The organism is Candidatus Pelagibacter sp. HIMB109 (assembly GCF_052048155.1).
GTDB lineage: Bacteria > Pseudomonadota > Alphaproteobacteria > Pelagibacterales > Pelagibacteraceae > HIMB114.
Genome location: NZ_JBNAIK010000006.1, coordinates 36,125 through 49,793, shown reverse-complemented (window position 1 = coordinate 49,793; position 13,669 = coordinate 36,125). Strand labels below are relative to the sequence as shown.

Genomic DNA, 13,669 nt, shown 5'->3' with positions numbered 1-13,669 from the left:
GTGTGTTCAAGAAAATGAGTCCGTTTATGCAAATTATTTACTTTATGGCTTTATGATTTGCGAGTCTTGTAAACTATCAGATACTTTGTTTCCTATAGTTTAAATATCCAAATAATCCCAATACCAATAAAGCAAACGGATAAACAATATCTTTATCTGGACGATTTTTATTTTCAATTTTAATTTCAGTTAAAATATCATCAGTTTCAAAGCCTGATTTTTTTGCAATACCATTCCATTTGAGCGTATCAATAATGATACTATCTTTTTTTGTGACTAAATTAATACCGTACTCTTCTAATGAATAAGATTGGTCAAAAGAATCTTTGGGTATTTCAAACATTTTATATCTCGGTCCATAGGCTGTTTGCCTTGTAACTTTAATTTGAACTTTTTGATCAGATTGAAATTTAGTTTCATTAATTATTTTTGTATTGAGTTTTACTTGATTAAACTCTGGGTAAAATTGGTCCATAATTAATCCTGGTCTAAATAACGCTAAAGAAATAAGTAAAAATACAATAATTTCATACCATTTTAATTTATTAACAAACCATCCTTGTGTTGCTGCAGTAAACACTAATATTGCAATTAAAGATGTGATCATAACAACAATACCATGGAACCAGTTTTCAATACCAATAAGCAAAAGTTCATTGTTAAAAATAAATACAATTGGCAAAATACCTGTTCTCAAACTATACCAAAAAGCCTGAATACCTGTTTTGATTGGATCTGCTCTTGATATCGCTGCAGCTGCATAGGAAGCAAGTCCAACAGGTGGCGTGACATCTGCCATTAAACCATAATAAAAAACATATAAGTGAATTGCGATAAGCGGGAATACATAACCTGATGCACTACCAACCTCAACTACAACATTAGCCATAAGAGCTGCAACAACTAGATAGTTTGCAGTCGTAGGTAATCCCATTCCTAAAATAATACAAAGAAAAGCAGTAAGACCTAAAAGATAGATAATATTTCCACCAGATATAGCCTCGACAATAATAACAAGATTATTACTTAGACCCGTTGATGAAACAGCACCAACAATAATTCCTGCAGTTGCAATTGCGATACCAACACTTACCATATTAACTGCACCTTTTTCAAAGCCCGTAATAATTTTGTTAAAAGCATTAATGAAACCAACCTTTGAAGTCTGGCTTTCTTTTTTAGAGGTAATTAATTCTTTAAAAATAATAATAATAATTAATGAAATTATCGAATAAAATACTGATGATGCAGCAGTCCAATTCATCACTAATAGTAGATAAATTAAAACACCAATTGGAATTAAGTAATGAATACCACTTAAAAATGTTTCTTTTAAAGGAGGAATATCTTTTTCAGGCAAACCTTTAATATCTAGCTTTAACGCCTCTAAGTGTGAAATATAAAAGAGTGCAATATAAGATATTACAGCTGGTAAAAAGGCATGAGTAACAACAGTTAGATAAGGAATACCAAGTAGTTCCGCCATTACAAACGCAGCAGCTCCCATGATTGGCGGCATGATTTGTCCATTAACAGATGCTGCAACTTCTACTGCTCCAGCTTTAACTGCAGGTAATCCTGTTTTTTTCATAATAGGAATTGTAAAAGTTCCAGTTGTAACTGTATTTGCCACAGATGATCCAGAGATCATACCGGTTAAACCAGAAGCTAAAATAGCAGCTTTTGCAGGACCACCTCTCATTTTACCTACTAGAGCAAATGCTAAATTTAAAAAATATTTACCACCACCTGCTGCATCTAAAATGGATCCAAATAAAACAAATAAGAAAATAAAACCAACAGAAACACTTATGGGAATACCAAAAATAGCTTCCCCTCCAAGCCAATGATATCCAACTAATCTAGTAATCGATAAACCTGCATGAGCAATAAGATCTGGCATTTGCTGACCAAAAATTGAAAAAATTATAAATATGACAGCGATAAAAACTAAAGGTAATCCAATTGCTCTTCTGGTTGCTTCAAGCAACAAAATCATACCAACAGCACCTAATATCATTTCATATGGAATTTTAATTCCAAATAAATTGATGTTTGCAAGGACTCCTTGACGGTTAACTAAACCTTCGTAGTCAAAGACGATATAAAAAGTTGTAATGATAGAAAGCCCAACAAATATATAATCATAATATTTTATAGGTTGGTTAGAATTTGATTTTTTAGAAGGGTAAATTAAAAAACATAAAATTAATGCAAAAGCTAAATGTATAGCTCTTGCAGGTAAATCAATAAAAATTCCAAACTTTAGAAGAAACGGTAATGGACTTGCATACCACAACTGAAACAACGTCCAGCAAATTGCAATACCTGCAACAAGTTTCAGATTAAAACCTTTAAGGTTTCTTTTTACTCCACCTTCATCATCAATATTTTCAAATTGGTCTGATGCAGTTTTAATTTCTTCTTTTGACATGATGAGAATTATAAACTTTTGTTTTTTAAAGGAGTATAAAAAAAAAGGCCCAGTTTATTAACTGGGCCTTTGAATATCAAAAGACTACATTAAGCCTTTTTCTTTATAATACTTAACTGCTCCTGGGTGCAATGGTGCAGACAAACCATCTTTGATCATTTTTTTAGGATCAAGGTTTGCAAATGCAGGGTGTTGTTTTTTGAAATCATCAAGATTTTCAAAAACAGCTTTCACTACATTGTATACCATTTCTTCAGAAACACTTGCGCTTGTAACAACAGACGCCATCACACCAAAAGTTGTTACATCCTTCTTAGAAGTTTTGTAAGTTCCTTTTGGAATAGTTGCAAAAGCATAGAACGGATTATCCGCAACTAGCTTTTTAACCTGTGGAGTTGTTAGGTTAATAATGTAAGCACCACAGCCGTCTGTTGATTGAGCAACACCAGCATTAGGTACACCTACAGTATAACCAAAAGCATCGATTTTTTTATCACAAAGTGCACCTGATTGCTCAGATGAAGTTAGCTCAGTTGTAGAACCAAAATAACTTTTGTTTACACCGTGAGATTCCATTAGCACTTCGAAAGTTCCTCTTTGACCAGAACCTGGGTTACCAATGTTAACCTTTTTTCCTTTTAAAGATTTCCAATCTTTGATCTTAGATCCTTTTCTTGCGATAATTTGAAAAGGCTCTGGGTGAGCAGAAAATACAGCTCTTAGATCTTTGAATGGTTTTACTTTATCTGGCTTAGATGCATTATATGCATGATATTGCCAGTCAGACTGAGCTACACCAAATTGGAACTCGCCTTGTTGGATCTGACCAATGTTATATGTTGATCCACCCGAAGATGGAGCCGCACATCTGTACGCTTTGTCAGTTCCTTTTTTTCTACCGTGCTCGGCAGATTGTAGCTTTGCAACCATTTTACAAATAGCGTTACCAACTTGGAAATAAACTCCAGTTGCACCACCAGTACCAATTGTAAAGAATTCTGCAGATTTTACAGAAGTACTGAAAGGTAAACTAAAAGCAAAAATTGCTAAAGCTGACGTGAAAGAAGCAAATAGCTTTTTCATTATTGTCCCCCTTAATTAATTAAAGTTTGAGAAAAAATACTATAGCCGCGTGATGATATCAACCGTTGAGTTATGCGTATTTTTTTGCAAAGTTGATAATTTGTTGAACACCATCAACAATTTTTGGAGCATATTTTACTAAATTTTCTTCAGTAATATCTGAATCCTTAACTTTTAAAAATTCTGCACCATTAAAGTCAACATAACTTAGTCTAAATATTAATTTCTCAACTGGAAAGCCAAAATCAGATCCAGGCAGCACCGCAACACCTGCTTCATCTAATAAAGTTTTACAAAAATCTTTTGAATTTTTAAATTTGTTTTGAAGCATTCTTGTAAAATCTGGCATTAAATAAAAACCACCTTCTGGCTCAATCATATCAATATCAAGTTGTTTCAATTGTTCGTAAACATAATGAGCAATGACATGAAGAATTTTTTTAGATTTATTTAAGTATTCAGAGTGATCTTCCTCATAAGCAGTAATGGCTGCAAATTGTGTAGGAGCAGATACGGCACTAAATGTTTCAGTTCCAAGCACAGCAAGTTTTTCAAAAATTTCTATTAAATTATTTGGTACAGCAAAATATCCCACTCTCCAACCACCAGCTCCAGCCCATTTACTTAAACTGCTGCTTACAATCGTATTTTCGTGAAAGTGTGAAATAGATTTATAGTTATCTTTAAAATAAAGTTCAGAGTAAATCTCATCTGATAAGACAGTAATATTGTGTTTAGTAAATACTTCGCCTAACTCTTTTAATAAATGAATGTTTGTTCCAGATGGATTATTTGGAGAGTTTAAAATAATGAGTTTGTTTTTACTTTCGATTTTTGATGCAATTTGATCAATATGTTCAGGGGAAATATGCCAATTCGTTTCCTTTTCGGTTTGAATCCAATGATATTTATTTTTCGCGATAATTGCTTGCGGTGCATAAGAAACCCAGCTTGGAACAGGTAAAATAACTTCACCGTCAAACGCAACTTGAAGTAAGAACATTAATTCTTTTGAACCAGGACCTATAATTATATTTTCATGATTTAAATTTTTGTAACCTTTTCTTGTTAGAAATCCTGCTATTGATTTTCTAAGTTCAAATAATCCTTTAGATGGAAGATAATCTTTTTGGTGTGCATTTACTTTTAAAGCTTCAACAATTTTTTCAGGCACTGGAAATGGAGATTGTCCAAATCCAAACTGATAAATTGTCTTACCAGCTTTAGACATCTCCTTACACATTTCATTAATAAGAAGAGTAGATGAAGGTAGTAAGTCTTTTATATTTTCTTTAATTAAACTCATGTTTTCTGGCTAATACTCTTTTAGTTTTAAATAGCAACTATTTTTAGAACGCCTTTTAAAGGGTCTATTTCAATTAACAGTCATCACTATCGCATTTATCAGTTTCAGATACATCAAATACTATATCAAAAAATTGATTTTTGGCTTTTATATTTTTTTTTACTTTATTTATTTGATTATTGGAGCTTAGATAATTGTCAAAATCTGAAATGTTACGAATATTCTTTTTCTTATTGTTCCAAATTATTTTTTTCCCTAATGCAAAAATGTACAAGTCCTCATTTAACTTCTTGGAAAATCTAGAGATAGTTTGCAATATATAAACTCCATTATCACATGTTCTTATATTGTCTTCGCACATTAACATTAAACTTTTACTTCCATCTTTTGATATCGCAAAAGCAATTGGCGACTTGTTATATTCATTCCGCTCAAATTCATAAGAGTAATACTTTCCATTTAGATAAGATATAAATCTTTCATATTGTTTTTGATTTAATATTAAATCCGATTTGCCGGTATTACTTTCAATAGTACCCAAACTTGAGCAGGAAAAATTAAATAAGATTACGATATATACTAATAAAGCTTTTTTCATAAAATATCAGAGTAATTATATCCGAACTTTTATTTTTCAACATAAAAACTATATTTAAAAAAAGATATTGATATAAGCTTGATATTAAAGGCGCCCGTAGATCAACTGGATAGATCGTCTGACTACGGATCAGAAGGTTGGGAGTTCGAATCTTCCCGGGCGCGCCAATAGAAAATATGGAAAATGAATTAAATTTAAAAGGATCCTTTGTTGATGGAAAATGGTTTGATGAAGGAAAAAGTTTACCAATTATTAATCCCGCAACTGGAAAAATATTATCTGAAGTAAAAATTGTTCCAAAAAATATTTTAGATCAAGCAATTGCTGGTGCTAAAAAAGCCCAAAAGGAATGGGCTAAAATTAATATTAAAGATAGAGCAAAAAAAATATTACAACTTTGTGATATTGCAGAAAAAAATTTAGAAACGTATGCAAAAATAGATTGTTATAATGTTGGTAACACAATCAGATTTGCTCGTAATGATATTAAGTCCGCTATAAAAAATGTTAAGTATTTTTGTGATCATGTAGATGAAATTAAAGATGAGACTTTTTCAAATAAAATTAATCATTCAAATATTACCAAATACCAACCTTACGGAATAGTTTTAAAAATTAATGCATTTAATCGACCTTTTAGATGGTGTTTAGAAAAATTAGCTGCACCTCTTTTGATGGGTAATGCCATTATTATAAAAAATTCTGAACAGGCTCCATTATCTGCCTTAAAATTTTCAGAAGTTATTAAAGATGTTTTGCCTGATGGATTAGTGAACATTATTTGTGGAGATCATGAGGTTGGAGATTATTTAGTCAGGCACCCTGATGTTGGAAGGATAGCAGGTATTTGTTCTGTTGAGACTGGAATTAAAATTAATGAGGCTGCATCAAGTTTGTTAAAAAAAGTTAGCTTAGAACTTGGTGGAAAAAATCCTTTAATTGCATTTAGTGATGCTGATCCGGAAAAAATTGTTGAAGTTACGCTAAAGGGAATGCGTTTTGATGCCAAGGGAGAATCTTGTACGTCGCCTACTAGAGTTTTCATTCACAAATCTTTGAAAAAAAAATACTTAGAAATTCTTAAAGAAAAAATTGAAAAGTTAAAAATAGGCTTACCTTGGGAAGAAGATACAGATGTAGGGCCTGTAGTGTCAAAAAAACAATACGATAGAATAAAATTTTATATTGATGGCGCAATTCAAGAAGGAGCTGAGCTATATACAGGTGGTTATGAAATCGAAGATCAAAAATTAAAAGACGGATTTTTTATTAGACCAACAGTTTTAAATAATGTGACTCAAAACATGACCGTTGCAAATGAAGAGATTTTTGGTCCAGTAGTTTCAGTTTTAGAATGGGATGATGAAGAGGAAGTTATAAAAATGGCAAATTCCGTGATATATGGTTTAACCGGCTATATTGTAACTAATGATATGGATAAAGCTAAAAATATAGCAGATCAAATTGAGTCTGGTTATATCTGGGTTAATGCAGCAGGAAGATACCCTGGAGTTCCCTTTGGTGGTTGGAAATTAAGTGGAATTGGCGTTGAAGAATGCCTTGATGAGATGAAAAGTTATGGACGAATAAAAAACATTAATATGGAGTGGTAAATGAGAAATATTTTATTTTTTTTTGTATTATTAATTTTTTTATCTTCCAAATCATATTCAAATGAAAAAGTTGTAATTTTCGAATTTACACAAGAAGAGCTATCAAAACTTAAATCTCACAGTATAAAAAAGAAGACTGATTACAGTATTTTAATAGATCAAAATGGTACATGTGTTGCTTCAGAAAATTCTGATTTATTTAAACTTAAAAGCAAAAATAGTTCAGATGCTAATTTAAAAGTAGAAAGCGATGGCTGCCTAAAGGCAGAGGCTGAAGGACAAGCATCAGGTCTTGGACGAGAAATCAAAGTAGATTTAAACAAAACACCTTTTTTAAATATAACCTGGAAGGTTGAACAGGGAATTCCTGGTATAAAAGAAAATAGTAAAAAAGGGCATGATTTTGCCGCTCGTGTATCAGTAATAAAAGAAACAGGCTCTTTACCTTGGCAAAAAAAGGTGATGAACTATGTTTTTTCTAGCAATGAAAAAACAAATAGCCATTGGACGGGTCCTTACCGAAAACAAATAATTGATTATGTCGCTTCATCACTAGTTGATACAAAAGTAAATTCATGGGTTACAGTTAAACTTAACGTTAAAGAGCATTTTAAAAAGTTTTTAGATCTTGAACTTGAAGAAATTGATGGCGTTGCGATTATGACAGATACAGATAATACCAAACAAAAAGCTGTCTCGTATTATAAAAATATTTATTTTTCTAATTAGTTTTTTCTAAAAGTTAAGCTTGCCCAGCGGCTAAAATAATCTGCTTTATATTTAATTTTTTCTATTAAATTAAGCTTCTCTAAATCAACAGCACTTATCAAATATAGTCCTTTTTTTAAACTTTCTATTTTTGCAAAGCCGTTTAAATCAGTTTGATATATTTTTCTTTCAAACGTATTTTCATTTTTAAAAAAAACAACAAATTTTTTGTTTATAAATGGTTTATTCTTTAGAAGAATTTGTATCTCTGACAAATTATTTTCATAAGGGTTATTTTGATTGATAATTTCAAATTCTAAATTTTTCTTTGTTTTGAAAAAACTATTTGGTTCACCATTAAAAATTATTTTAGCAAATCTTTGATAAATTTCACTTGGGGGATTTTTATTACTCTTGTCATAACTTAAATTGTACTCATCTGTAAATTCGATAAAGGTTTTATAATCTTGATATTTGAGAAACTCTTTATTTGACTGATAGTACAAATATTGTATCCCACTATAATTCACAGATTGTTGTATTGCAGGGTAATCGCCATCGATTTGATTTAATTTTTTAAAACCTTTTTTTGATATAAAAAAAAGTTTCTCAGTTTCTTGTGACAAATAAGGGTAACTCTCACCCACTAAATCTTGTCCGACTTTGATATTTGCAATTAGCTTTTCACTATCCTTTAATTGATATTGATCAGCTTCTAACCAAAGCTCATGCGCATTCAATGAATTTGAATTAATTAAAAAATATAATATTACTGCTAAATAAATTTTCATATGGTGCGTTTACTATTTATTCTTCTATTTATTCCCTCTATAGTTTTTTCTCATGAATTAAAACCATCTATTGCAAATTTTCAATTTATTGAAAAAGATAATAAGTTAAATTTTAAATTAAGTATTCAACTTAATTTAGAAGCTATTTTAGCTAATATTGACCCGTCACATTCAGATACCGATGAATCTAAAAATTCTGATTATTATAACAGTTTAAGAAAGTTGCCTGCTGAACAATTGTTAGAAGTATTTAAAAAATCTTTAGTGAATTTTAAAGATAACATTTCTTTAAACCAAAATGAGTTAAAAATACCGTTTGAAATTTATGATGTTCAAATAGAAAAAATTGGAGATTTAAATCTTTCACGAGAGACTTTAATTCAAATTTCTGGATCAAATATAGATAAAAATAACTTACAGTTTGGTTGGATAAAAGATTATGGTCCGGTTATTCTTAGAGTGTCAAATCCTCAAAAAGAAATTGTTTATACTGAATATTTAAAAATCAATTCAGTCTCAAAAAATTTTTCAATAACAAAAAACAAAGATCAAAATTTGTTTGCAGAAATATATAATTATTTAACTATTGGATTTCTGCATATTGTTCCAAAAGGACTTGATCATATTTTATTTGTCATTGGTTTATTTTTATTTTCGCCAAAATTTAAACCGTTATTAATCCAGGTCTCTGCTTTTACGCTCGCTCATACAATTACAATTTTTTTAGGAGTTTTAAATATACTCTCTATTTCACCTCAGATTGTTGAACCTATTATTGCCCTGTCCATTGCATATGTTGCAATTGAGAATATTTTTTTAAAAAATATCTCGCTTTGGAGACCAATGGTTGTATTTGTTTTTGGACTACTTCACGGACTTGGTTTTGCAGGTGTTATAAGTGAGATTGGATTGTCACAGGCTCATTTTATCACGAGTTTAATTTCATTTAATGTTGGGGTTGAGATAGGACAGCTATTTGTCATTGTGGGTTGCTATTTTGGTTTTGCATACTGGATAAAAGAAAAACCTTGGTATAAAAAATATTTTACAAACACATTATCAATATTAATAGCTTTAGTGGGTATATATTGGTTTATTGAAAGAGTGATTTAAGTGGCGCTACATAAAACATTTTCAATTATTGTTATAGCCTCTAAAGATGAAAAAGATTTTTCATTATTAAAAAAATTAAAAGATAAATTTTCAGGCCATGAAATCATTTTAGCCATTGATGCTGATAACGAATTATCTATTGATGCGTTAAATGATATTAATTTAAATATTAATAAATTAGTCAAAGTTCCAAATTCAACTCGAGGAAAATCACTAAACGCTGGAGCTTTAAAAGCTGAGAATAATTATTTATGGTTTTTACATATTGATAGTCAGATTGATAAAATTCAAAGAGAAGACCTAGATCGTGTTCAAAAAAAACAGTTAAATTATTTTAAACTCGCATTTGATAATAAAAAAAATACTATTAACGCATCTGGTGCAAATTTTAGATCTAAAAACTTTGATTTACCCTTTGGAGACCAGTCTTTTTTAATTCATAAAAATTTATTTAATTTAATTGGTAGATTTGATGAAAGTTTAAAAGAAGGTGAAGACCACAAGTTTGTATGGGATGCTAAAGCTTTAGGTATTGAAATTAAAGAAATTACCAGAGAAATTATTACCTCAGCTAGAAAATATGAAGAAAGTTCATTTTGGCAAACAACAAAGACATTATTTAAAACCATAACTCAGGCCAGAAAATTTAAACAAAATAAAATTGAGAATATTTTTTGTTTTTTTATGAAAGATCCTAAATCGAAAGACTCTAAAACAAGACTTAGAGAGACTTTAAAAGACCAAGGGCTAGTTGATCAGTTTAATCTTCATTGTTTAAATATTGTAAAATCAAACATTTTATCTCTAGATAAAGATGGGAATAAAATCGTTATTATTAATAACAGTCCAAATAGAGATTACATTGAAGAATTAGGTTTATCTAAATTTAGCATTCTAGATATTAATGAAGAAAACATTGGTAAGTCGATGCATGAAGTTTATGAAATTTGTGCACCGTTTGCGGATAGAATAGTTTTATCTGGATCAGATATACCAGAACTCACATCAAAACATTTAAGTGATTCTGTAAATTACCTTTCCAAATTTGACAGTTACATCATTGGTACAAAGGATGGCGGGTATTGTTGTTTTTCTACTAAATTAAAAAATTTAGAAGCTGAATTTACAAGAGTGAATTATTCTTCAAGTACAGTTTTAAATGATTTTACAAAACATTTATATAATTTAAAGAAAAGCGATTTTTTACTTGTCGACGTAGATACTTTAGATGATTTACAATCTATGTATGCAGCTTTAAAAAATGCTAAAATGACGAAAGAACAAAGTGATTTAATTGGATTTATTGATAAAAGAAAATATTCATAAATGAACAAAAGAACATTTTTAAAAATTATTGCACAATCTCTACTGGTTATAGGTTTTAGCCAAACATCTGTTTTTTCAGCTTTAAAAGAAATTATAAAAACAGATGAGGAATGGGAAAAAATTTTAACGCCTGAACAATTTAAAATTTTAAGAAAAGAGGGTACCGAAAGACCTTTTACAAGTCCATTAAATAACGAAAAGCGTGAAGGTGAATATGTTTGTGTTGCATGTAATACAAAGCTTTTTCATTCATCTATGAAATATGACTCTGGTACAGGATGGCCATCTTTTTTTGATTTTTATAAAGGAAATTTAAAAACAAAAACCGACTTTAAGCTTTTGTATCCAAGAACTGAATACCACTGTGCAACATGCAAAGGTCACCATGGTCATGTTTTTAATGATGGACCAAGACCAACTTTCAAACGATATTGTAATAACGGTGTTGCTTTAAAATTTATTCCTAAGTCTTAAGTTTAGTTTTTATTTTTAAATAAATAACTCAGCTTAAATGTTGCCGTCCATGCGATAAGAACTAGTCCAATTAATGCCTCTAAACCTGTTGCAATGCGCATTGGTCCATTTGCAAAAATATCTCCTGTTCCAAGCGTTGTGTAACAATTTATGGAATAATAAAAAAAGTCTAAAAAGTTACCTGATAAGTTTCCACCAAAAAGATTTTGATCAGGATTAGTCTGATAAGACATGAAATAGTAGAAAGCGAATAAGATAATTTGGACTAAATGAGACCCAATTAAACACGCAGAGATTTTTACAAAGTCTTTATAAATAAACTTTTTTGCCGTGTTTTGACTGAGATAATTCAGTGTTAAACCATGAATTTTTAAACTTAAAGCTACTAAAATGACTGTAAAAATGATCGACCAAATCATTTTTGTAATATACATTGATTATCAAATGATACCAGTTAGCAGAACATCACGATATATCATTAGAAAACTCGATCCAGTTTATGAGTTACTTGGACCACTAGCTTACCCAATTATAAGAATAGCAGTTGGTGTCATGATGATTCCTCATGGTTACGGAAAATTATTTAATGATGGCGGAATAGAAAGAACTGCAAAGTTTTTTTCATCTATTTCAATTGAACCATCTGTTTTTTTTGCATGGTACGTTGGTATTATAGAATTTGTTGGTGGAATTTGTGTAGCAATTGGTTTGTTAACACGAATTTTTTCTGCACAGTTAGTTGGAGTCTTGTTCGTAGCAACTTTTGTTGTGCACTTTCAAAATGGATTTTTATGGGTCAAAGGTGGATATGAATACCCATTAATGTGGATGCTGATAATGATTGCAATCACATTAAGAGGTGGTAGTACACTTTCAATTGATAACCAGTTGCCAAAAGAATTTTAATGAGTCTTTCAAATTTACCCCTTAATAAAGCAGTCCCTGTTTTGCTTGTAATTGTTGGTATGGTGTTATTGGCAATTACTTTAATTGTTTAAAAATCCTAAATTATTAACCTTTTAAAAAACTCAATTGCAACCATTAAGATAAAAATTGTAACAAAACTTTAACATTAGTTAAATATTAGTTTCATCACTATTTATTAATTAAAGAGCCAAAATTAATAACTTAAGGAAAAAAAATGAAACAATTAAAAACATTATTTTTTTTGATCCTATCATTTGTTTTCGTATCCAATGCAATTGCTAGAGATCAAATCAAAATTGTAGGCTCTTCGACAGTTTACCCTTATGCGACCGTAGTTGCTGAGAGATTTGGTAAATCAGGAAAATTTAAAACACCAGTTATTGAAAGCACAGGAACTGGTGGAGGAATGAAATTGTTCTGTGCAGGTGTTGGAACTAACCATCCAGATATTACAAACGCGTCAAGAGCAATCAAATCTTCCGAAAAAGAGCTTTGCTCAAAAAATGGTGTTAAAGATATAATTGAAATAGTCGTTGGTAACGATGGCATATCTTTTGCACATTCCGTAAAAGCAAAAAATGCTAATTTTACCAAAGAACATTTATGGAGAGCATTGGCTCATGATGTTGATGTAGATGGCAAGCTTGTAGCTAATCCATATAAAAAATGGAGTGACATTGATAAATCTTTACCAAACTATGGAATAAAAATTTTGGTACCTCCTCCAACATCAGGCACAAGAGATGCTTGGAATTCATTAGTGATGGCAAAAGGTTGTTCAAAAACTGCAAAAGCTGCATATGAAGCTGCAGGTAAAAAAGCAAAAAAAGCATGCGTTAAACTTAGAGAAGATGGACTTGCTATTGAAGCAGGAGAGAATGATACATTGATTGTAAATAAACTTTCCGCAGATCCAGAACTTTTTGGTTTATTTGGTTTTAGTTACTTAGTAGCTAACAAAGACAAAATTAAAGCAGCAAAAGTGAATGGAGTGGTTCCATCACTTGAGGGAATTCAAAATTACTCATATCCGATTGCAAGACCATTATTCTTTTATGTAAAAAAAGCTCATATTGGAGTTGTTCCGGGTATTCATGAATTTTTAAAAGACTTTACTGCAAAAAAAGCAACTGGGCCCAGAGGTTATTTAACTGATGTTGGGTTAGTCCCTCTAAGTCCAGATAAATATAATTTAACAAGAAATTCGGCTCTAAAATTAACTACAATTCAATAAATTAGTTATTTAGTGCTAAAGTTTCTAAGGGCCGGATTATTCTGGCCCTTTAAACATAAAGG

13 protein-coding genes and 1 tRNA gene are annotated in these 13,669 nt (G+C 30.5%); 8 read left to right on the top strand and 6 right to left on the bottom strand.

The window, feature by feature from the left end:
- Positions 1 to 76 precede the first annotated feature (76 nt).
- The 4 genes from ACTTAQ_RS04780 to ACTTAQ_RS04765 all read right to left on the bottom strand — a co-directional run bounded on the left by ACTTAQ_RS04780 (position 77) and on the right by ACTTAQ_RS04765 (position 5,421).
- Positions 77 to 2,434, bottom strand: coding sequence for a TRAP transporter permease (locus tag ACTTAQ_RS04780; RefSeq protein WP_440696025.1), 2,358 nt, complete (start codon positions 2,432 to 2,434; stop codon positions 77 to 79).
- A gap of 84 nt (positions 2,435 to 2,518) precedes the next feature.
- Positions 2,519 to 3,517 carry a TAXI family TRAP transporter solute-binding subunit gene (locus ACTTAQ_RS04775; RefSeq protein WP_009360677.1) on the bottom strand — a complete coding sequence of 333 codons (999 nt, stop codon included), beginning with the start codon at positions 3,515 to 3,517 and terminating at the stop codon, positions 2,519 to 2,521.
- A 70-nt stretch (positions 3,518 to 3,587) separates the two neighbouring features.
- A complete protein-coding gene (locus ACTTAQ_RS04770; RefSeq protein ID WP_440696022.1) occupies positions 3,588 to 4,823 on the bottom strand; it encodes a pyridoxal phosphate-dependent aminotransferase in 1,236 nt (411 codons plus the stop codon).
- Between the two features lie 73 nt (positions 4,824 to 4,896).
- Complete coding sequence (locus ACTTAQ_RS04765; protein WP_440696020.1) at positions 4,897 to 5,421, bottom strand: hypothetical protein; 525 nt, start codon at positions 5,419 to 5,421, stop codon at positions 4,897 to 4,899.
- A gap of 90 nt (positions 5,422 to 5,511) precedes the next feature.
- Here ACTTAQ_RS04765 and ACTTAQ_RS04760 point away from each other — a divergent pair.
- From ACTTAQ_RS04760 to ACTTAQ_RS04750, 3 genes are all read left to right on the top strand, one after another.
- Positions 5,512 to 5,588 (top strand) — tRNA-Arg (locus ACTTAQ_RS04760).
- 9 nt (positions 5,589 to 5,597) lie between these two features.
- Positions 5,598 to 7,034, top strand: coding sequence for an aldehyde dehydrogenase family protein (locus ACTTAQ_RS04755; protein ID WP_440696018.1), 1,437 nt, complete (start codon positions 5,598 to 5,600; stop codon positions 7,032 to 7,034).
- Positions 7,035 to 7,763, top strand: coding sequence for a DUF3047 domain-containing protein (locus tag ACTTAQ_RS04750; RefSeq protein WP_440696016.1), 729 nt, complete (start codon positions 7,035 to 7,037; stop codon positions 7,761 to 7,763).
- Here ACTTAQ_RS04750 and ACTTAQ_RS04745 read toward each other — a convergent pair.
- A complete protein-coding gene (locus ACTTAQ_RS04745) occupies positions 7,760 to 8,533 on the bottom strand; it encodes a DUF4198 domain-containing protein (protein ID WP_440696014.1) in 774 nt (257 codons plus the stop codon). The two genes, ACTTAQ_RS04750 and ACTTAQ_RS04745, sit on opposite strands and share 4 nt — an antisense overlap.
- On the opposite strand from ACTTAQ_RS04745, the gene ACTTAQ_RS04740 reads away from it, so the two are divergent.
- From ACTTAQ_RS04740 to msrB, 3 genes are read left to right on the top strand one after another with little or no spacing between them, the layout of a single operon-like run.
- Complete coding sequence (locus ACTTAQ_RS04740) at positions 8,534 to 9,646, top strand: HupE/UreJ family protein (RefSeq protein WP_440696013.1); 1,113 nt, start codon at positions 8,534 to 8,536, stop codon at positions 9,644 to 9,646. It begins immediately after the preceding gene.
- Positions 9,647 to 10,972 carry a DUF2064 domain-containing protein gene (locus tag ACTTAQ_RS04735; protein WP_440696011.1) on the top strand — a complete coding sequence of 442 codons (1,326 nt, stop codon included), beginning with the start codon at positions 9,647 to 9,649 and terminating at the stop codon, positions 10,970 to 10,972.
- Complete coding sequence (gene msrB, locus ACTTAQ_RS04730; RefSeq protein WP_440696009.1) at positions 10,973 to 11,446, top strand: peptide-methionine (R)-S-oxide reductase MsrB; 474 nt, start codon at positions 10,973 to 10,975, stop codon at positions 11,444 to 11,446. It begins immediately after the preceding gene.
- 2 nt (positions 11,447 to 11,448) lie between these two features.
- Here msrB and ACTTAQ_RS04725 read toward each other — a convergent pair whose 3' ends face one another.
- Positions 11,449 to 11,865, bottom strand: a complete 417-nt coding sequence (locus ACTTAQ_RS04725) for an ion channel (RefSeq protein WP_440696007.1) — start codon at positions 11,863 to 11,865, stop codon at positions 11,449 to 11,451.
- Between ACTTAQ_RS04725 and ACTTAQ_RS04720 the strand changes: the two genes are divergently transcribed.
- Together ACTTAQ_RS04720 and ACTTAQ_RS04715 are read left to right on the top strand one after the other, a co-directional pair.
- A complete protein-coding gene (locus ACTTAQ_RS04720) occupies positions 11,837 to 12,352 on the top strand; it encodes a DoxX family protein (RefSeq protein WP_440696005.1) in 516 nt (171 codons plus the stop codon). The two genes, ACTTAQ_RS04725 and ACTTAQ_RS04720, sit on opposite strands and share 29 nt — an antisense overlap.
- A gap of 235 nt (positions 12,353 to 12,587) precedes the next feature.
- Positions 12,588 to 13,607 (top strand): substrate-binding domain-containing protein, encoded by a 1,020-nt coding sequence (locus ACTTAQ_RS04715; RefSeq protein ID WP_440696003.1) that lies wholly within the window; start codon positions 12,588 to 12,590, stop codon positions 13,605 to 13,607.
- The last annotated feature ends 62 nt before the right edge of the window (positions 13,608 to 13,669 follow it).

Bases quoted from the DNA above. Each gene is read 5' to 3' on its own strand.
- ACTTAQ_RS04780 (WP_440696025.1), bottom strand. From the start codon at position 2,434: ATGTCAAAAGAAGAAATTAAAACTGCATCAGACCAATTTGAAAATATT.
- ACTTAQ_RS04775 (WP_009360677.1), bottom strand. From the start codon at position 3,517: ATGAAAAAGCTATTTGCTTCTTTCACGTCAGCTTTAGCAATTTTTGCT.
- ACTTAQ_RS04770 (WP_440696022.1), bottom strand. From the start codon at position 4,823: ATGAGTTTAATTAAAGAAAATATAAAAGACTTACTACCTTCATCTACT.
- ACTTAQ_RS04765 (WP_440696020.1), bottom strand. From the start codon at position 5,421: ATGAAAAAAGCTTTATTAGTATATATCGTAATCTTATTTAATTTTTCC.
- ACTTAQ_RS04755 (WP_440696018.1), top strand. From the start codon at position 5,598: ATGGAAAATGAATTAAATTTAAAAGGATCCTTTGTTGATGGAAAATGG.
- ACTTAQ_RS04750 (WP_440696016.1), top strand. From the start codon at position 7,035: ATGAGAAATATTTTATTTTTTTTTGTATTATTAATTTTTTTATCTTCC.
- ACTTAQ_RS04745 (WP_440696014.1), bottom strand. From the start codon at position 8,533: ATGAAAATTTATTTAGCAGTAATATTATATTTTTTAATTAATTCAAAT.
- ACTTAQ_RS04740 (WP_440696013.1), top strand. From the start codon at position 8,534: ATGGTGCGTTTACTATTTATTCTTCTATTTATTCCCTCTATAGTTTTT.
- msrB (WP_440696009.1), top strand. From the start codon at position 10,973: ATGAACAAAAGAACATTTTTAAAAATTATTGCACAATCTCTACTGGTT.
- ACTTAQ_RS04720 (WP_440696005.1), top strand. From the start codon at position 11,837: ATGACTGTAAAAATGATCGACCAAATCATTTTTGTAATATACATTGAT.
- ACTTAQ_RS04725 (WP_440696007.1), bottom strand. From the start codon at position 11,865: ATGATTTGGTCGATCATTTTTACAGTCATTTTAGTAGCTTTAAGTTTA.
- ACTTAQ_RS04715 (WP_440696003.1), top strand. From the start codon at position 12,588: ATGAAACAATTAAAAACATTATTTTTTTTGATCCTATCATTTGTTTTC.